Source organism: Flavobacterium salmonis (genome assembly GCF_903819435.1).
Taxonomy (GTDB): Bacteria; Bacteroidota; Bacteroidia; order Flavobacteriales; family Flavobacteriaceae; genus Flavobacterium; species Flavobacterium chungangense.
Genome location: NZ_CAIJDP010000068.1, coordinates 58,410 through 77,956, shown reverse-complemented (window position 1 = coordinate 77,956; position 19,547 = coordinate 58,410). Strand labels below are relative to the sequence as shown.

The following is a 19,547-nucleotide window of genomic DNA, read 5'->3' as shown; positions in this document are numbered from 1 at the left end:
TTAGACATGAAACAATTTTACTTTTTCATTATAGTTTTATTCTCCTCTTTTTCTTTTTCTCAAAATTTCACAGATACTAAAGGAGAATTACAAATTTCAGCTTCAGGTACTGCTACCTATACTTTGCCAATAGCGATGCCGCCCAGTATAAAAAATGTCGCACCTATTATCAATCTTACCTATAGCAGTGGTGTAAGAGGAGGTATTGCAGGTCAAGGCTGGAGTATCAATAGTATTTCGGCCATAAGTCGTATAGCTACGCGTCGTGATATTGACGGTTTTGTAGACGGAGTTGATTTTGATGATAATGATAAATTATCCTTAGATGGTCAACGATTGTTAATAAAAACAGGTACGTATTGGGCACACGGTTCTACCTACGAAACCGAGTATAAAAGCAATACCAAAATCGAATTAAAAATCGAAGGATCTGTAACGTATTTTATAGTCACGGCACCAGATGGTTCACGAAGCTGGTACGGCTCAAAAGGAGCTGGGACTCTGCAAAATTCAGTATCGGTTAATTCCTGGTATATTGTGCGTTTTGAAGATACGTATGGAAATTTTATTGATTATACCTATCAAACGGTTACCTATAACAGTACAAACCAATTGTATATTGATTCCATTATATTTAGCGGCAACACAACAGCAGGAATTGCGGCTCAGGATAAAATTACTTTTAAATATGATAATGCAAAAAGGGTAGAAAGAGATTATATGAAAGGGGGTGCAGTCTATGCCACTAAAATTTTAAAATTCATAGAGGTATATGCAAACAATACTATTTTCAGAAAGTATCAATTGACACATAAGGAAGATGATTCAGGATATGAAAGAGTAACAAGTATAAAGGAAATCAATGCTCAAAGCGAAGAATCTAATCCTGTAGTTTTTGCATATCATGGTGATGGTATACCTACTACAACTACAAAAACAGAAAAAGAATATACAAATAATCTGGATTTCAGTACGACTCAATTAGCAGGAGATTTTGATGGAGATGGACTATTAGATTTTGTTGCGGGAAATAAAATTTTCACAAAGTTGTTTGAGGGAAGTAAGGGAAATGCTCCAATTCAAATAGCAAATGATGTACTTGTATTTCGATCTTTTGCTGCAAAAACCTTAACTAATAGTAGAATTAATCAATTTCATTCCATAATAACTCCTAAAGTTGAGTCAAATAAAATTGATTTTAAATATTATGAATTAAATAATGGTATTATCAATAATACCTTTACGAAGACTATTCTATTGGATAATCAAAGAATAGGAGGGATTTTTACCTGCCAGGATAATGATGGTGGTTATAATGACTATCTAAGTTTATATAATAGTGGAAATCATGGATATGATGGAATTACAAATTTAATTGAGGGAGATTTTAATGGGGATGGGATAAGTGAAGTCATATTCAATGTTGATACAAATTCAATGAATTATACAGAAAACTGTTTTATGACTGAATTTCAGGATCTTGTATGTGATTGTGTGCCATGGGCAGTTCCTGTAGGCAATTTAAAAAGTTATTGGTTGAATTTGGACAGTAATGCAAACACCCAATTATCAAGTGATGGGTTTGTTAATTTAAATACTAACTTATTAGCTTCCAGAGAGAAATTTGTTGCTGATTTTAACGGGGATGGTAAATCAGATGTTTTAGTTCTTAACACTGACAAAACGTATAAAATAGTTGGTTTTAAACAACTAACTGTAAGCCCATGGGTTGAATTAGAAGTAATTGGTTCAGGGATTTTAGATAAATACTCAACTACAAAACAATTGTTATTAGGCGATTACAACGGAGATGGTAAAACCGATGTCATGCTTCCGGAGACGGAAGGAGGAGAAGGTGCTTCACATGCTGTTTGGAATATTTATTATAGTAATCCAAAACCTGCCGGAGGCGATTTTTTTGTAAAAGAATCACACAATATTGTGGAGTATCGACCTGATACAGGGGGCGATTACAAAACGCAAGTGCATTTTAGCAATTATTATGCTATTGATATCAACAAAGATGGGAAGTCAGATATCGTGCGTGTATGGAGAAGGTATTACAAGCCAAAATGGACTATTAATGACCATGATACAGAATGGTGGGTTAAAGGCTATACTAATAATATAGGAAATACAGCAAGTACTAATAAGTTTCCTATGACTTATGATTCTGGTGTTTCCTTTTCAGGTTCTCCTGATATCCCAATTCCTTTAGTTTCCAATTACAAATACGATGGTGCCAATACCGATTTGGTTATTGTTCGTGGGCATTCTAACAAAATTGAATATTACCAATTCAATAAAGATTTTGATAAGGACAATCGATTAAAATCAGTCACAGAAGCCAATGGTAAAATCATTCAGACCATTGATTATAAAGCAATGGAAGCCACAGACGGCAAATTTGGGAATAGCAGCACTGATTTTTATTCTTCGGCAGATGCTGTAAACTATCCGAATGTTGAGATTGTCAGAAATTCAGGGAGTTATTTGGTTTCCAAATTAACCGCTACCATCAATGGAGTTTCCAAATACCAGGATTTCAGGTATCGTGGCTATGTATCCAATTTTAATTATGGTACAGTTGGCTTTACCAGAACTACAAGAAGCAGCTGGTATTTATCGGAATCCGATACCAAATTATGGACTACCCAGTACAATGATGTTAACCTAAGAGGTGCAAATACCATAACCTGGTCAAGCACTAATGGTTCAACGGTTTTTGATGCTACACCAGGCGGATTATTAAGTACTAAAACCAATGTTTTTTCAACTTATACAAACCCGACGTCAAAAGTATATAATGTACTCTTGGATTCGCAAACCACTCTGGATGCTTTATCCGGGGTAAAAATAGAAAATACCTATACCTATGATGGTGCAGTGAACTCTGCCGATTATTATGGTTTGGAAAGAAAAGCAGTTACCAAAAATTATAGTGGTTCAACAGAGCAGGGAAGCACAACAGTGGATACAGAATATGACAATAACCCATCAGGTACAGATAGTACTTATTATATAGGAAGGCCTAAAAAAGTAAGTTCCTCAACTAATAATGTTGCCTCGGGAGATACCCGAACAGCAGAAGAAGTATACATCTACACAGGAACTAATCTTACCCGAACAGAGAAAAAAGGGCACAATACCTATGCCATTATCGAAGATATGGCTTATGATACAGTAGGGAATCTGCTGACCAAAACAGTCTCGGCACCAAATGCATTGCCGGCACCGACAGCCCGAAAAATAACAGACGAATATGATGCCACCAAACGTTTCGTGGTCAAAAAAACAGACCACCAAAACTTTGTAACTAATTTTGTTTACAACAGACTGGGGCAGGTAACACAATCAACAAGCCCTTTAGGAGTAGTAAGCGATTATACATTTGATAATTGGGGAAAACTGACCAAAACCAAAACGACCGGTGCATCTGCAGTGCCATTGGAAACCACCATTACATATGCTAAATTATCAGATGGAGGCTACACTGTTACCAGCCAGAATACAGTAGGCGATAATGCAAAAAGCATCACACAATACGATGTATTGGGAAGAGCGGTTATCACAACAACGAAAGGTCTGGCAGTCAACTCGACTATATCAAAACAGGTGGTCTATGACGGGCTGGGAAGAAAAACAAAAGAAAGCGAGCCTTATTTTTCATCCCCAAGCCGATGGGTAGTCTATGAATACGATTACCTGATGCGTCCCAAAAAAATAACACAGCCAACAGGCAGGATTCAAACCTTTGATTATCCCCCAGGGCTGACTACAACCAGCGTTGATGACGGAAAAACAACAACCGTTACAGTTGATGCATTGGGCAATAAAACCCAGACGACAGACCCGGGAGGTACCATCAGTTTTACTTATTATGCGAATGGCCAGCTGAAAGAATCAAATTATGGCGGGCATAAAGTGAATATTACCATCGACGGCTGGGGCAATAAAACAGCCATGACCGATCCTAATGCTGGCACTTATACCTACAGCTACGATGCTTTTGGACAGTTAATTGCCGAGACGACTCCTAAAGGCAGAACAGATACAACCTATGATGAATTTGGAAAGGTAACCAAAAGAAAAGTGTCAGGGGATGGAGCAGATATCGAGACAGAATATGCCTATAACTCTTTTGCTCAGCTTACAGGTGAGGTCAGCAAAAATAGTTTGGGAGCAAACATAGATAGTTTTGGCTATACCTATGATGAATACCACAGAGCTGTAACAAATACAGAGACCAATGCTGCTTTTACACAGACAAAAACCATAACCTACGATAGCTACGGAAGACCAGTTACAGCGACCAATGCAACACAGGATCTAACATCGGGGGTAAGCGAATCTGTTACCACAAAAAACGTGTACAATGCCTACAACGGTATGATGGATAAATTGACAGATGGCAATGATGCCGTTTTATGGCAACTCAATACAGCCAACGAGAAGATGCAGCCGTTAACCCAAACCTTGGGGAACGGAGTGGCAATAACCAATGCGTATGATGTGCATGGGTATTATACTTCCCAGACACATACCAAAAACAGTATTAATATTGTAAACAATACCTATAGTTTTAATGCCATAAAAGGAACATTGAGCAGCCGTCAGAATGTGGCATTGGGAACATCAGAAACGTTTACCTATGATGCTTTAGACCGATTGACGCATTGGACAAATCCTTTAACGGGTATTGTAGATACCAATACCTATGATGACAGGGGAAGGATTACCAATAACAACAAATTGGGTACGGTAACCTACAACGGTAATTTTAATACCGGGATTTACCAGAAGAAAGAAATAGAACTGACGACAGAGGGTGAGGCCTATTACAACAATCTACCTAAACAATTGGTGACCTACAATATGTTTAAAAGTCCAATATCGATAAACGAAAGCGATAAGGGCAGTACGACATTTACGTATAATTCCCATCTGTCAAGACAGGCCATGAAATTTGGTTATCAGATTCCCACACCGGGAGCAGATGGTGTGTATACCAAAACCAAAAATTATACAGATGACGGTACGGTAGAGATTATAAGGACTCCTACAGAAGTTACGATAAGAACTTACGTAGGAGGAGATGCGTACGGAGCACCTCTGTATACAGAAAAAACAAAAACGGTCGCGACAGGCGCCATTACAGACAAAAAATATTACCTTCACAGGGATTATCTGGGAAGCATTATCGCTATTTCAGACAACACAGGTACAGCGGTAGAAAGACGCCAGTTTGATGCGTGGGGAAATCTGGCCAAACTGCAAAAAAATGGTGTAGCGATCACCCTGCCAACAAACGGTACAGGAGCAGCCCTGATGATGCTCGACCGTGGTTATACCAGTCACGAACATCTGGCCGAAGTAGGTCTGATACACATGAACGGCCGTTTGTACGATCCTGTTTTACGTTCTTTTTTAATGCCGGATAATTTTATACAGCAACCTGAGAATACCCAGAATTACAACAGATATTCGTATGTGTTGAACAATCCATTGATGTATACAGATCCTAGTGGAGAGGTAATTATTGGTTTTGCTGGTGCTGTGATAATTGGTGCAACTATAGCAGCATTGACCTATACAGTAACCGCTTTGCTGGCCGATGTGCCGTTTAGTGTTGGTGGTTTGGCTAAAGCTACGTTTATAGGTGCAGCGAGTTCAGCTGTGACATATGGTATTGGTAGTGCGTCAACTAGTTTATTTACCAATTTCTATTCGCAGGCGGCATTTCAGGCAGTAGCCCATGGAACTTTTCAGGGTAGTATGACGGCTATTTCGGGAGGGAAGTTTTGGAGTGGTTTTGCAGCTGGGGCATTGAGTAGTATTGCGTCTAGTGCGTGGAGTGGAGGAGATACAATTACTGATAATGGGAATTACACAATGTCCCTTACAAAACATGCCGGTCTTGGTGCAGGAACTGGTGACTTAGGTATGATAGCATTTGGTACCGTTTCAGGTGGTGCCGGAGCTGCTTTAACAGGAGGTAATTTTTGGCAGGGAGCTGTTACGGGACTTGTTGTTAGTGGATTGAATCATGCAATGCATAAAATGGTTGAGTTATTTGTAAAAAACAAGCTTGACAGAGAGGTTGATACTGCTTATGGAGCGAGTGCAGATAGCGAAGCACCCGCTACAGATGCTACGCTAATTAAAATGAAAAATAGTTTACCTACTCTAAAAAGTATACATCCAAAAACTGGATATGCACTAATAGAAGCACAGCCAGATATTTATACTGTAAAGAGTGCAGAAGCAAAAACATTTGCATACGATACTGATAATTATAAAAAGTCAAACATTGTTTTCTATAAAAAGGCTTTTAGTTCTTACAGAAACTTGGCTCATACGATGCTTCACGAATTTGGTCATGCGGTTAATTTCTATAATATGAACTATTTTAATTATCGTCGTAATCATTCAGCATCAGCATCAGATGCTTGGGGCGAAAGAGAGGCTTTTAAATTTGCATTTGATAATGGTGGGCGACCATATGAAAATGATCCATGGTATAAGGCAAACAAATAAAAAAAGTAAAATGAAAAGTATAAAAACAACTTTTATCTTGATGTTTTTGAGTTTTAAATTATTTGCTCAAATAGATTTTCCTCAAGATGTTATCGCAAAAAATGGGATAGTTAAGGCTTCAAAATATTTGGTCATATCAAAAAAGAATCCAAATTATTATAAAAAACCTGTTGGACTAATGTTACAATCTGAAATTTTATTCGATAGTAGAGGTCGGCTCATTAGTACTTGTAGTCCAAATGGTGCAGTAGCTTCACGTTCAGATTCTAAAGATATAAAACAATATTATTTTTATAAAGAAGATAAAATTATAAGAATATCTAGAATTGATTTTGATTCAACATCAATCGAATATTTATATTTTGAGAAAAGAAATTTAATCTTGAAAACAAAGACTAATGATAAAAATGAAAGAATTGGATTGGAACTAATTTACAATGATACTAGTAATGGAAAAGAGTTAAAGAAAATAGAAATTGATTTTCATAATACGACAGACTTAAATCATTATGCTAATTTATATAAATCAAATATAACTTATTCTAAAAACATCAAAACATCAAAACAATCAAGAAAATTATTTAGTATATCAAAAGAGCAATTAAATATTTTTAAAACCTCAATTGAAATTGAAAATATTGAAAATGAATTGAGTGCAATTGAAAAAAGTAATGCAATAGATGTTGTGAATTTCAAGACATTATTTATTTACAATGAACAAAAGCAATTAATAAAAGAAGTATCGGAAGACAGCGAAATAGAATATACTTACAATAAAAAAGGATTACTAATAAGTTATAGTAATAAGAATAAACAATATAATTTTATTTCAAAGTTTGTTTATTCTAAGGAGTGATAGGCTCTACCCTGATTGCGCAGATATGTAGACAACGATCGCGGAAATTTTTTCCGTGCCCCCGCAAAGAGTCTCTATAAAGTATATAAAAGTAAAACCTCGCAAATAGCGAGGTTTTACTTTTATATCAAACTTATTTTTGTATACTTTATAAAATGGTTAACTGTTGTAAGTAGGCACCAAGCACTTGACAAACATGAACAACGTTAGTAAAGAATACTTGGAAAAACAAGGGGTTATTTACTGATTAGCTTTTCAAGCCTCGCCATCATTTCATCCTTCTCTTTCAGCATACGCTCATATAAAGCTATTTTTTCTTCGTGTAGTTGAACCAATTTGTCGATAGGATTAACATTAAATGACGCACTATGACCTGTATTTAAGAAAGCTCCATTATCAAAAGTATTCGAAATAATATTTACTGCCTGTTCCTCATCAAAATTCTGAAAAGCTTCAACAGGAATTTTCAATACAGCAGAGATCTGTTTAAGCAGTTTGTCTTCAATAACATCTTTCTGCTCCAGCATAGAAATTTTTTTCTGATTCCAGTCTTCTCCCAGATCATAAGCCAATGCCTCCTGCTTTATATTAAGCATTTCTCTGAAGCGTTTAACGTTTCTTCCCTGATGAATTTTCTGTTCCATAATGAGTGTTAGTTTTCTGAAGGCTCAAAGATAAAGCCGTCTGCATTAAAAAGTCTGAATTTCAAAGATAAAAAAATATCCGTAAAATATCCCTTTGTCAGATAGTATATCCAAATCTGGAATAGTTTATCCTTTTGAAAGAGTGGAATTTCGCTAGTGAATTTAAAATCTTCCCATTATGAAAAAGAATAAGATATACTTTGAAACTAATTTTTGAGCAGCGTATGAGGCAGAAACCCAGATCGCCCAGATATGCACAACGATAGTGCGGAAATTTTTTCCGTGCCGGCAAAGAAAGATCAACAGTTGTAAGTAGACAAACTCGCTAGAGCTCATCTGTTACTAACTACTTAAATTAGGGATTACTAACAATTGAAAAAATAAAAAATCTTATAAGCTGATTTTAAGTGGTCAAAGCCTTTATTGCACGTTGTAATCCTCGTAAATTTTTATTCTTTCGCCCATCAAAAACATTTTTTTCTTAGCAAAATGAATAGAAAACTGGCTATACATCCATTCGTCGCTGTCTTCCGTTCTGTACCAAAATGTATACGAAGCGCTGTTGTATCCTTCCTTCAGTATGGCAGTACCTTCCCAATTGCATTCTATGCCCCAATTTATTTTTTTCTTGGTCAGATCGTCATATTGTATCACTCCGGTTCCGTCTTCATTTAAAACCGTGCTTGGCTCTTTTTTGTCTGCAGGCAGGAATGTACCGGTAATATGATAAGGAAGAGTATTGGTAATATAATGTTCTTTTGATTTATATACGATTTTATCAACCTGAACTTGTGAATGTGATTTTATAGTAACAAAAAATAAGATAAAAAGGAATGTTTTGAGCGTTTTCATTTTACTTAGGTTTTACGTTTTGGAACTTATTTTAAAGAGGGGGGGCATTTATTTAGCTAATATACTTTAATTTTTGAAAGAAAATAACGGTTTATTTTTAATTAACCCAAAAAAAATATTTGAAAATATATAAGCAAAAATAAAATAGTTCTTTTAAAAAAAAAAAAACCTCAGCAATACATATTGCTGAGGCTGTCTATATAATGAAAACTAAATTTAGTTTTTCTGAATCCATTTTCTTGCATTCACAAAGGCTTCATGCCAAGGTGAAACCTCATCATTTCTGTCTTTTGGATAATGCGCCCAGTTCCATTGGAAAGTCGAACGCTCAATATGAGGCATCATCACCAAATGTCTTCCGGTTTTGTCACATAGCATTGCGGTGTTGTAATCAGAACCGTTCGGGTTTGCCGGATAACCTTCATAAGCATATTTAGAAACAATGTTGTAGTTTTCTTCGGCAAGAGGTAATTTAAATTTACCTTCTCCGTGAGAAACCCAAACTCCTAAAGTGCTTCCGGCCAATGTCGATAACATAACCGAATTATTTTCCTGAACTTTTACAGAAGTAAAGATACTTTCGTGTTTGTTACTTTCGTTATGGTGCATTTTTCCGTGAACTTCATGCTCCGGATTGATCACTTCTAATTCCATAAACAACTGGCAACCGTTACAAATTCCAACAGATAAAGTATCTTCTCTTTTGAAGAAATTATCTAAAGCTGTTTTTGCTTTTTCGTTGTATAAAAATGCTCCGGCCCAGCCTTTAGCAGAACCTAGAACATCAGAGTTAGAGAAACCTCCAACTGCTCCGATAAACTGAATATCTTCCAATGTTTCACGGCCCGAAATTAAATCCGTCATGTGAACGTCTTTTACGTCGAAACCTGCCAAGTACATTGCATTTGCCATTTCACGCTCAGAATTACTTCCTTTTTCACGGATAATAGCAGCTTTTGGTCTTGGTTTAGAAGCGTCAATTACAGGCGCTTTTCCAGTAAAATGTGCAGGGAAAGTATAATTTAAAGCCTGATTTTTATAGTTTTCAAAACGTGCTTTTGCAGTTCCGTTTTTAGATTGTTTTTGATCTAATAAATAAGAAGTTTCAAACCAAACATCTCTGTAGGTTGGAATATCCAATTTATAAATTCCAAATTCCAAAACTGCAGTTTCTTGAACTGAACCAATTTTGAAGAATTCTATATTGTTTGCTTTTAATTTAGCTTCAACAGCTGCATCTGATTTTGCCTGGAAAACAACTCCGATGTTTTCTGCGAAAAGGATTTTCAATAAGTCTTTTTCCGCGAAAGCGCTGAAATCAATTTTAGCTCCAAGATTCACATCAGCAAAACACAATTCTAATAAAGTAGTGATTAAACCACCGCTTCCGATATCGTGTCCTGCTAAAATTTGGCTTTCGCCGATTAATTCCTGAATGGTATTAAAAGCATTTTTGAAGAAAGAAGCGTCTTTAATGGTAGACGTTTCATTTCCGATTGTGTTTCTAATTTGTGCAAAAGAAGAGCCTCCCAATTTGAAATCATCCTGAGACAAATTGATATAATAAATTGAATCTCCGTTTTTCTGTAAAACCGGTTCCACCACTTTTCTAATATCGGTACAGTTTCCTCCAGCCGAAATAATAACCGTTCCCGGTGCGATTACTTCGTCGTTTGGATATTTTTGTTTCATCGAAAGTGAATCTTTTCCTGTCGGAATATTGATTCCCAATTCAATTGCAAAGTCTGAACAACCTTCAACAGCAGCATACAAACGTGCGTCTTCACCTTCGTTTTTACAAGCCCACATCCAGTTGGCAGATAATGAAATTCCTTTTAAACCCTCTTTAATTGGCGCCCAGATAATATTTGATAAAGATTCTGCAATTGCGTTTCTAGATCCTGCAACCGGATCAATCAAAGCAGCAATAGGAGCGTGCCCAATAGAAGTGGCAATTCCTTCCTTACCTAAATAATCCAGTGCCATAACACCAACATTATTCAAAGGCAATTGTAGAGGACCTGCATTTTGTTGCTTCGCTACTTTTCCACCAACACAACGGTCCACTTTGTTAGTCAACCAGTCTTTTGAAGCAACCGCTTCTAAACGTAAAACGTCTTTTAAATAACTTTCGAAGTCATTTGCTAAATAAGCAACATCAGCATATTTTCTATCGATAGTTTTATCTGTCATAACCGTTTTTGGAGAACTTCCAAAGAAATCTTCCAAAGCATAATCCATCGGTTTTGAACCATTTGATTTTGACTGAAAAGTAAAACGGTGATCTCCCGTTACATCTCCAACCTGATACATTGGTGAACGCTCTCTGTCGGCAATTCTTTGTAATGTATCAATATCTTTTTGACCAATAACCAATCCCATTCTTTCCTGAGATTCGTTACCGATAATTTCTTTTGCAGAAAGAGTAGGGTCTCCAACCGGTAATTTATCCAAATCGATCAAACCACCCGTTTCTTCCACCAATTCAGAAAGACAATTTAAGTGTCCACCAGCACCGTGATCGTGAATTGAAACAATTGGATTATTGTCGCTTTCTACTAATCCGCGGATTGCATTTGCAGCACGTTTTTGCATTTCAGGGTTTGAACGCTGAATCGCATTTAATTCGATTCCTGAACCAAAAGCTCCTGTATCTGCAGAAGAAACCGCAGCACCACCCATTCCGATTCTATAATTTTCTCCACCTAAGATTACGATTTTATCGCCCTCTTGTGGTTTCTTTTTAATTGATTGATCCAGTTTTCCGTAACCAATTCCTCCCGCCTGCATGATTACTTTATCGTAACCAATTTTACGGTCATTTTCTGAATGTTCGAAAGTTAAAACCGAACCTGTAATTAACGGCTGACCAAATTTATTTCCGAAATCAGAAGCTCCGTTTGAAGCTTTGATTAAAATATCCATTGGTGTTTGGTACAACCATTTTCTTTCTTCAACTGCATTTTCCCATTTTCTGTCATCATTCAAACGAGAATATGAAGTCATATAAACAGCAGTTCCAGCTAATGGCAATGAACCTTGTCCACCAGCTAAACGGTCACGAATTTCTCCTCCAGATCCAGTTGCAGCTCCATTAAACGGTTCTACAGTTGTTGGGAAATTGTGCGTTTCGGCTTTTAAAGAGATAACCGAATCAAATTCTTTTACTTCATAAAAATCTGGTTTATCAGCAGATTTTGGTGCAAATTGCTGCACTTTTGGTCCTTTTACAAAAGCAACGTTATCTTTGTAAGCAGACACAATATCGTTAGGATTTTCCTGAGATGTTTTTTTGATTAATTTGAAAAGAGAAGTCTCTTTTTCTTCACCGTCAATAACAAAAGTTCCGTTGAAAATTTTGTGACGGCAGTGTTCTGAATTCGCCTGTGAGAAAGCAAAAATCTCAGAGTCAGTTAACTTTCTTTCTAGTTTAGTTGAAAGATTATTTAAATATTCTACTTCTTCTTCGCTTAAAGCTAAACCTTCTACTTTATTGTAAGTAGCAATATCATCAATTTCCAGAATTGGTTCCGGCTGAATGTTGATAGTGAAGATTTCCTGATCTAATTCATTGAATTTTTGAAAAAGCATTGGGTCAAAATCAGTAAAATTTTCCGTTGCAGGATGAAATTCTTCAATTCTGATAATGCCCGGAACACCCATATTTTGAGTGATTTCTACAGCATTTGTACTCCAGGGAGTGATCATTGTAGCACGCGGACCAACAAAAAATCCTGTCAATGCAGATTTTTCTATCTTATTTGCGTCGGCAAAAAGCCAGTTTAATTTTGAAATGTCTTGAGCTGAAATTTCGTTTTGCGTTTGTACGACAAAAACAGTTTTGCTTTGGTTTTCAAAGAAATGGATCATTTGTGTAGTTTGTTGTTTTGAGGTGCAAATTTAGTCAATTCAACTCAAAAAAAAAAGCGACAATTTTGTCGCTTTTTAATTCTGTATCACGTGATTTTTATTAATTGATTATTAATTTTTTAGCCAGTGTTTTTGAGTCTTTTGTAATTTTTATAATATAAGTCCCTTTTGAAAAACTTTGAACTTCAACTATTTTAGTGTTAGTATTTTGTCTTTCAAAAACCTTTTGACCTAATAAAGAATAAATAGCTATTGAAAAAGATTCATCACTATCCTCTTTAAAGTTAATTGTGAATTGGTGTGTTACCGGATTTGGATAAATTGAAAATTCAGCTGCATTAAATTCTTCATTTGATAATGTTACCGAATGACTTCCAAGTCCGGAACAAGTATCTTTAGAATAAACATCCCATTCTCCACTTTTGTTAAAAATAGTATTTGGTCCTGTTACAGTAGGTTTTCTTCTTAATGTTTCATCTATCGCAAAGTTTGGAGCTCCTCCGTTAAAAGTTCCGATAATGTCAATCAGGACATTATTTTTAAATAAGCCAATCGGGTCATTACCATTGTATTGAAGATCAGTACTGTTGCTCGATAGGCTAGCATCAGCTATATTATAACAGCTTGTAGCTGCTAAATTATAAGCAATTACATAAGAAGCACCATCATTAATTGTTCCTGTTAGAGCTAATCCAGATCCCCATGCTCCGGCACCATTTGATTGTTTTTTAATTGAATAGACAGATAAATCTATTTGAGCTCCGGTGAAATTTGAGATTTCTAATACCTTATTATTACTGCTGCCTTCTATATATTCTGAAAAGAAAATTTCAGAGCCTGTATTTCCTCCTCCGGTTGAGGCTGCTGTAACTCCGTTCACAATTGAACTTGGAACTGATGTGTTATTAGAAGCATCTCTGGCAACTACATAAAAATTATAAGAGGTAGAAGGGGTAAGTCCCGTAATTGTCGCACTTAATCCAGTTTCATTTTGTTTAAAAACCGAATTAACATATACAGCATATCCAGTAACAGCTACGTTATCTGTCGCAGCTGACCATGTTAAATTAACAGAGTTAGAGGTACTTGAAACTACTGTTAAATTTGAAGGAGCGGTTGGGACAGTTGTGTCATCTGCTTCAGTAGTCCAGACAGCAGCAACATATTCGGGGTGATCAATATAAGGATTACGATTATTTTGTCTTGCATAAATAGCATTATTACGTGCTATTTCACGTGCGCTTACAGGATCCTGATTGTGCCAGGCAAGAAGCTGACTTAAAAATGCAGGAGTAAAAACTTTGTTCGAACTACCATTAAACATTGGATATGAATAACCTGCAACAGTATTCTCGTAACGTGTTGCAAAATAAAAATACATTCTGGCAATGTCACCTTTAAATTCATCTATTGGTTCAAAAACGAGTCCCGAATAACCTGCAGTTGTACTTGCTCCTAATTTGCTTCCGTTTAAACTTGTCTCAGTTGGTGTTCCTACAACCGAATGTGGATAATTAGAGCGGACTCCGTTTACTTTTCCGTCAGTTGGAGTTATAAAATGAGCATCAGAAACCATCGGTGCTTTTTCATCAAATACAGATTGTGGAATAATGTGTTCTCTGTTGTAGCAGTCTCCTTCATTTGAATATCCGGCTGATCCGCATCTTTGTGTGGCACCTGCACTGTAAATATAAGGATCATTTCCGTTAGGATTTTCAGAATACATATCTAGTATTGATCCGTCATTTTCATAAAAATTATCAATATCAGATGTCTGATAAGTAACATATAAGCCTGAATAACCGTTATCTGTGTGGTCTTTAATGATATTGTACAATTGGGTTTTTAGGGTGTAACCTGTTCCTGTAGCTGTAGAATAATAATTGGCTGGTGCCTGGGCTGAACAAAAAACAGCATAAAGCGTAAAGAACAGAATGTAAAATTTCCTCATAAAATATTGGTTTGTTTACTGTAATAAAATGTATACTAGGATTCAAAATTAGTCTACCAAATCTACATATAAGTTATGAAAACTTTAATAAAAATATTTTTTGTTATATTTTTTTTGAAATTAAGATCTAATTATTTGATTATGATCTTTTTATTAATTGTTTTTGAGTCTTTTGTAATTTTTATAATATAAGTCCCTTTCGAAAGATGATCTATTGAAATTACAGCATCTGTTAAGTCGGATTTTTCAAATACTTTTAAACCAGTGATAGAAAGAATCTCTACTGAATAGGTAGCAGCAGAATTATCTAAAACAATGTTGAAATTTCCGTTAGAAGGGTTTGGGTAAATTATAATGTTATCTGAATCTGAAACAATTTCCTCGTCTTCATTTTCAGCAATTAATACTTTTTTACTGGTTAAGTTATTACAGGTATCTGTTGTATACGAATCCCATTGTGAACTCAAATTAAAAGTAGTGCTTGGTGAAGTAACAGTCGATTTTCTTCTCAAAGTTACATCTATAGCAAAATTGGCTGTTCCTCCGCTAAAAGTTCCGATGATGTCAATTAAAGTACCATTTTTGAATAAACCAACAGCATCATTTCCATTAAAAGTCAATTCAGTAGCTGTTGTTGAAATATTAGCCGAGCTGACAGAAAAACAACTTGAAGAAATAGAACTGTTTACAATTACAAATTTGCTTCCGGTTGCTAAAGTTCCGCTTAAAGCTAAGCCAGTACTCCAGGAACCTGCACCATTCGTTTGTTTTTTGATAGTATAAGCAGATAAGCTTACGGAACTTCCTGTATTGTTGGCAATTTCTAAAGCTTTGTTATTTCCGGAACCTTCAATGTATTCAGAGAAAAGCAAATCTGTTGCTGTTCCGCCAGTGTCGCTGCTGTTTGTTGTAACGGCAATCGTACTACTTGATGCAGAAGCATTTCCTGCAGAATCTTTTGCTTTTATATAAATAGAATAACTTGTAGAAGCTGTTAAACCAGTAATTGTAGCTGTTGTTCCAGAAACCGTGGTTTTTAAAATGCTGTTTGCATAAACATCATAACCTGTAACGGCAACATTATCTGTAGAGGCATTCCACGAAAGTGAAATAGTAGTCGAAGTTTTTGAAGTCGAAGCCAAACTCGCCGGGGCAGTTGGTGCCTGAGTGTCTCCGGAAGGAGCAGTTCCTCCCCAAATTTGGTTTACATATTCCGGATGGTCGATAAATGGGTTTCTGTTGTTCTGACGTGCATAAATAGCATTGTTTCTGGCAATTTCTCTTGCGCTCACAGGATCCTGCGTGTGCCAGGCTAAAAGAACATTTAAAAAAGCAGTTGTAAATACTTTATTGCTTGAACCGTCAAACATTGGAAAGGAATAACCTGTGACTGTGTTTTCATATCGTGTCGCAAAATAAAAATACATTCTGGCAATATCGCCTTTAAAAGTGTTTACGGGTTCAAAAACAGTTCCTGAATAACCGGATACAGAACTTGATCCTAATTTGCTTCCGTTTTGAGAGGTATAAGTAGCTGAATTTACAGTTCCGTGTGGATAATTAGAACGAATCCCGTTTACTTTTCCGTCAGTTGGTGTAATAAAATGCGCATCGGCAACCATTGGTGATGCTTCATTAAAAACCGATTGCGGAATAATATGCTCTCTGTTGTAACAATCACCTTCAACAGAATAACTGCCACATCGTTGTGTTGTTCCGTTAGTGTAATTGTAAGGATCTGTGCCTGATGGATTTTCAGAATACATATCTAAAATTGTTCCGTCGTTTTCGTAAAAATTATCGACGTCAGAAGTTAAATAAGTCGTATAAAGTCCAGCATAACCATTGTTGGTATGACCTTTAATAATGTTGTACAATTGTGTTTTCAAAGTATATCCGGTTCCCGTTGCAGTGTTGTAATAACCTGAAGGGATTTGAGCAAAACCGAATGTAACGCATAGTAATAATGAAACTGAGTAGAGTTTTTTCATAAAAAAAAGTTTAAGGTTAATTTGGGTAATGATTAAAATTAATTCTTTAATATATTGGTTGTTAAAGTTTTAATTTGCCAAATTTACTATTTTTATGAATACACAGTGTTAAGCGATGTTTAATTTTGGGTATATTTTCTTACGATCATTTTTTTAGCTGTAAAAAATGAAGGTGTGAGGTTTACTTTTTTGCTGAAATCTTTTTTATGGCTTTCTGGTATTCTTTTTCAAAATTCTTTCCGTGATCATCAACTATTGTGATGCCATAATCGTAAATGCGGTTCTTTTTTATTTTGTAAAAGGAAACCCAATCTTGACCCGATGTAGCATAACTTTCTACAATATTATATTTTACATTGTATGTCGGGTTTTTGATTTCTTCAAAACCAATGATTTTTATAAAATCGCTTGTTTTAGAATTGTAGAGATACAAATTATAGGTCCAATTGCTTCTTACATCAGAAATATTCTGAATCAAAATATCTTTTATTCCGTCATAATTGAAATCTTGGAATTCGATTTTTTGAGCACTGCTAAAAATCGAATCTTTTACTAAAACAGAAGATTTATTATTTATCTTTTGGCTGATAATTAAAATTGAGTTTTTTTCATCGTTGTAGCCATCTGTTTCGGTGTCAAAATTCTTTAGTTTTATTGTAATTCCTTTGTTTTTATAAATAGAATCACATTTAATTGTTTTTGTATTCTGAGCAAATGCATTAATAAAAAATACATTGAAAATGATTAGTGCAAAAGTTAATTTCATAAATCTCAAACTACTTCGGAAAATCTTTATTTTGATAAGCACCTAAATCCGGCGGTGAAGTTCTTGTGTTTCCAATAATATCCAACGGAATGCTATATGCCTGATTCCCTTTCGCGAAAGCAGCAGAAGTTTTGTCAATGTTAAGTTTATTCAGGTTGACATTAAAAAACTTCGGGTTTTCGTTTAAAATAATGGCGTTATAATGTGCTGTATCTGTGCCGAATTGATAGTCGGGATTTGATGTGCTGCCGAATTTCAGTAAACAATTATTTAACTGGTAAACAAAAGCACTATTACTATTTTTGTCTAAATTGAATTCGTTGTTATTCGAACCATAAATGATGCAATTATTAAAAGTAGCCTGAGTTAGCGGATTTGTTTCGGGTGTTGCTCCCGCCAGTTTGTTGCTCAAATTAACTGCAAATTGTTGTCCGCCCGACCAAGTGTTGTTAAATGTACAATGCGTAAATTTATAATCACCTCCGTAAACGCATGATAAAGCTGCTAAACCGGCATAATTGATAACGATATTTTCTCCGTTAATTTTAGCATTTTGGGCCAGAATTCCATAATTGGAACAATTGTAAATTTGTGTGTTCGTAATTTGAAAAGCGGTAGGATCCTGATTTCTTATATCCAGACCAATTTTGGCATTCTTTAAAGTGAGATGATTGATAACATGATTTGTACTTTCATTAGCGAAAATAATCGAATTCCATTGCCCGGGAATGTCAGAGAATTCAGGCTCTAACCGATCTCCTTCAAAAATCACTTCATTTTCCAGTTTAGAGGTTGATGAAATGTTTCCGTTGATTTGCAGGGAAGCATTTTTGTCAACAAAAAGACCTGAATTGGCATGAAAATGAATTCTTGCCCCAGCTTCAAAAGTTACCGTTTTGTTTTCTGGAACTCCTGCATATCCGTAAATCACGTAAGGTTTTTGTTTGGTAAAAAGTAATTCGTTTCCGTTTGTTTCATCATTTTCGTCAAGAAAAAATCCATCAACATCTTTACCTTCAATTTGAATTTTTTCTTTGCTTCCGTCAGGATTTTGTTTTGGATATAAAAATACGGCATCCTGAATCAGAGTTACCAAAGCTACTTTTTGAAGATTTGAGCCACTGTCAAACTGGATTTCATCGGTATATAAAAAGTCAGTTGGATTAGTATCGGTAATGTCTGCAGTAGTTTCAACAAAAATATATAAGCTGTCTTTTGCCAATAGGGTGATGTTGTTGAATATTTTACCATTATTTCCGTTCATCCCGTCAACAGTCATTCTGTATTTTGAGTTTAATCCGTTTTTGAGTTGAATGGTTGGGATATTAATGTCTTCTTTACTTCGGTTATATACTTTTAGGTTGTAGGTGCTGGAACCAATATTTTTAAAAACAGTATCTAAATAAACGGTGTCTTTTGAAAATTTTAAATCTCCGGTACTGGCAACGGTATCAAAATCAGTTCGGCATGAACTGGCAGCTAAAAGTATTCCGAAAATGAAGAGAACAAAATAATGACGCATTTGAATTGTTTTTTGTAAAAATAACAAAAATCTTATAGGTTGAAAGCGGATTTTAAATTTTAGAATTGCTTTTTCTGATTTGTATCTTTTCTTTTCTTTAATTTTACGATTTTAAAGCTGATTTTAATGAATTATACAAAAGAACAAATTATAGCGTATTGCAATGAGTTTTCGAAAAACACATTAATGGAAACGCTAAAAATAGAATATATAGATGCCGGAGAAGATTTTTTAGTTGCCAAAATGCCCGTAAATCCTTCAGTTCATCAGCCAATGGGGCTTTTGCATGGAGGTGCTTCGGTAGCTCTGGCAGAAAGTGTAGGCAGTGCAGCATCACATTTTTTTATCAACGCAAAAGAACAGGAAGTACGTGGAATAGAAATTTCGGCAAATCACTTAAAAAGTATCCGTGAGGGAGTTGTTTTTGGTACAGCCCGCATTATTCATAAAGGAAGAAGTCTTCATCTTTGGGAAATTAAAATTACCGATGAAGCCGGAAACCTGATTTCGCTTTGCAAACTGACGAATATGGTTTTGGATAAAAAGAAAGCAGAATAG

10 protein-coding genes are annotated in these 19,547 nt (G+C 35.5%); 3 read left to right on the top strand and 7 right to left on the bottom strand.

The features are described from left to right. Positions 1 to 6 precede the first annotated feature (6 nt). Complete coding sequence (locus tag FLACHUCJ7_RS10450; RefSeq protein ID WP_180908869.1) at positions 7 to 6,537, top strand: RHS repeat-associated core domain-containing protein; 6,531 nt, start codon at positions 7 to 9, stop codon at positions 6,535 to 6,537. Positions 6,538 to 6,547: 10 nt separating this feature from the next. Continuing rightward, the gene (locus FLACHUCJ7_RS10445; protein ID WP_180908868.1) at positions 6,548 to 7,393 is read left to right on the top strand and encodes a hypothetical protein; all 846 of its coding nucleotides are present in this window, start codon (positions 6,548 to 6,550) and stop codon (positions 7,391 to 7,393) included. 236 nt (positions 7,394 to 7,629) lie between these two features. Here the strand turns inward: FLACHUCJ7_RS10445 and FLACHUCJ7_RS10440 are convergent, their stop codons facing one another. The 7 genes from FLACHUCJ7_RS10440 to FLACHUCJ7_RS10410 form a co-directional block, all read right to left on the bottom strand. Continuing rightward, complete coding sequence (locus FLACHUCJ7_RS10440; RefSeq protein ID WP_180908867.1) at positions 7,630 to 8,037, bottom strand: helix-turn-helix domain-containing protein; 408 nt, start codon at positions 8,035 to 8,037, stop codon at positions 7,630 to 7,632. A gap of 420 nt (positions 8,038 to 8,457) precedes the next feature. Then, complete coding sequence (locus tag FLACHUCJ7_RS10435; RefSeq protein WP_180908866.1) at positions 8,458 to 8,889, bottom strand: hypothetical protein; 432 nt, start codon at positions 8,887 to 8,889, stop codon at positions 8,458 to 8,460. 216 nt (positions 8,890 to 9,105) lie between these two features. Beyond that, entirely contained in the window at positions 9,106 to 12,759 is a 3,654-nt protein-coding gene (gene purL, locus FLACHUCJ7_RS10430) for a phosphoribosylformylglycinamidine synthase (protein WP_180908865.1), read from the bottom strand. A gap of 100 nt (positions 12,760 to 12,859) precedes the next feature. After that, positions 12,860 to 14,710 (bottom strand): endonuclease, encoded by a 1,851-nt coding sequence (locus FLACHUCJ7_RS10425; RefSeq protein ID WP_180908864.1) that lies wholly within the window; start codon positions 14,708 to 14,710, stop codon positions 12,860 to 12,862. Positions 14,711 to 14,841: 131 nt separating this feature from the next. Beyond that, positions 14,842 to 16,701 (bottom strand): endonuclease, encoded by a 1,860-nt coding sequence (locus tag FLACHUCJ7_RS10420; protein WP_180908863.1) that lies wholly within the window; start codon positions 16,699 to 16,701, stop codon positions 14,842 to 14,844. A 181-nt stretch (positions 16,702 to 16,882) separates the two neighbouring features. After that, positions 16,883 to 17,467, bottom strand: coding sequence for an XAC2610-related protein (locus FLACHUCJ7_RS10415; protein WP_031457187.1), 585 nt, complete (start codon positions 17,465 to 17,467; stop codon positions 16,883 to 16,885). 10 nt (positions 17,468 to 17,477) lie between these two features. Next, positions 17,478 to 18,989 (bottom strand): hypothetical protein, encoded by a 1,512-nt coding sequence (locus tag FLACHUCJ7_RS10410; protein ID WP_180908862.1) that lies wholly within the window; start codon positions 18,987 to 18,989, stop codon positions 17,478 to 17,480. A gap of 126 nt (positions 18,990 to 19,115) precedes the next feature. On the opposite strand from FLACHUCJ7_RS10410, the gene FLACHUCJ7_RS10405 reads away from it, so the two are divergent. Beyond that, complete coding sequence (locus FLACHUCJ7_RS10405; RefSeq protein WP_031457185.1) at positions 19,116 to 19,547, top strand: PaaI family thioesterase; 432 nt, start codon at positions 19,116 to 19,118, stop codon at positions 19,545 to 19,547.

Coding starts and splice junctions, on each gene's coding strand:
- FLACHUCJ7_RS10450 (WP_180908869.1), top strand. CDS start 7: ATGAAACAATTTTACTTTTTCATTATAGTTTTATTCTCCTCTTTTTCT.
- FLACHUCJ7_RS10445 (WP_180908868.1), top strand. CDS start 6,548: ATGAAAAGTATAAAAACAACTTTTATCTTGATGTTTTTGAGTTTTAAA.
- FLACHUCJ7_RS10440 (WP_180908867.1), bottom strand. CDS start 8,037: ATGGAACAGAAAATTCATCAGGGAAGAAACGTTAAACGCTTCAGAGAA.
- FLACHUCJ7_RS10435 (WP_180908866.1), bottom strand. CDS start 8,889: ATGAAAACGCTCAAAACATTCCTTTTTATCTTATTTTTTGTTACTATA.
- purL (WP_180908865.1), bottom strand. CDS start 12,759: ATGATCCATTTCTTTGAAAACCAAAGCAAAACTGTTTTTGTCGTACAA.
- FLACHUCJ7_RS10425 (WP_180908864.1), bottom strand. CDS start 14,710: ATGAGGAAATTTTACATTCTGTTCTTTACGCTTTATGCTGTTTTTTGT.
- FLACHUCJ7_RS10420 (WP_180908863.1), bottom strand. CDS start 16,701: ATGAAAAAACTCTACTCAGTTTCATTATTACTATGCGTTACATTCGGT.
- FLACHUCJ7_RS10415 (WP_031457187.1), bottom strand. CDS start 17,467: ATGAAATTAACTTTTGCACTAATCATTTTCAATGTATTTTTTATTAAT.
- FLACHUCJ7_RS10410 (WP_180908862.1), bottom strand. CDS start 18,989: ATGCGTCATTATTTTGTTCTCTTCATTTTCGGAATACTTTTAGCTGCC.
- FLACHUCJ7_RS10405 (WP_031457185.1), top strand. CDS start 19,116: ATGAATTATACAAAAGAACAAATTATAGCGTATTGCAATGAGTTTTCG.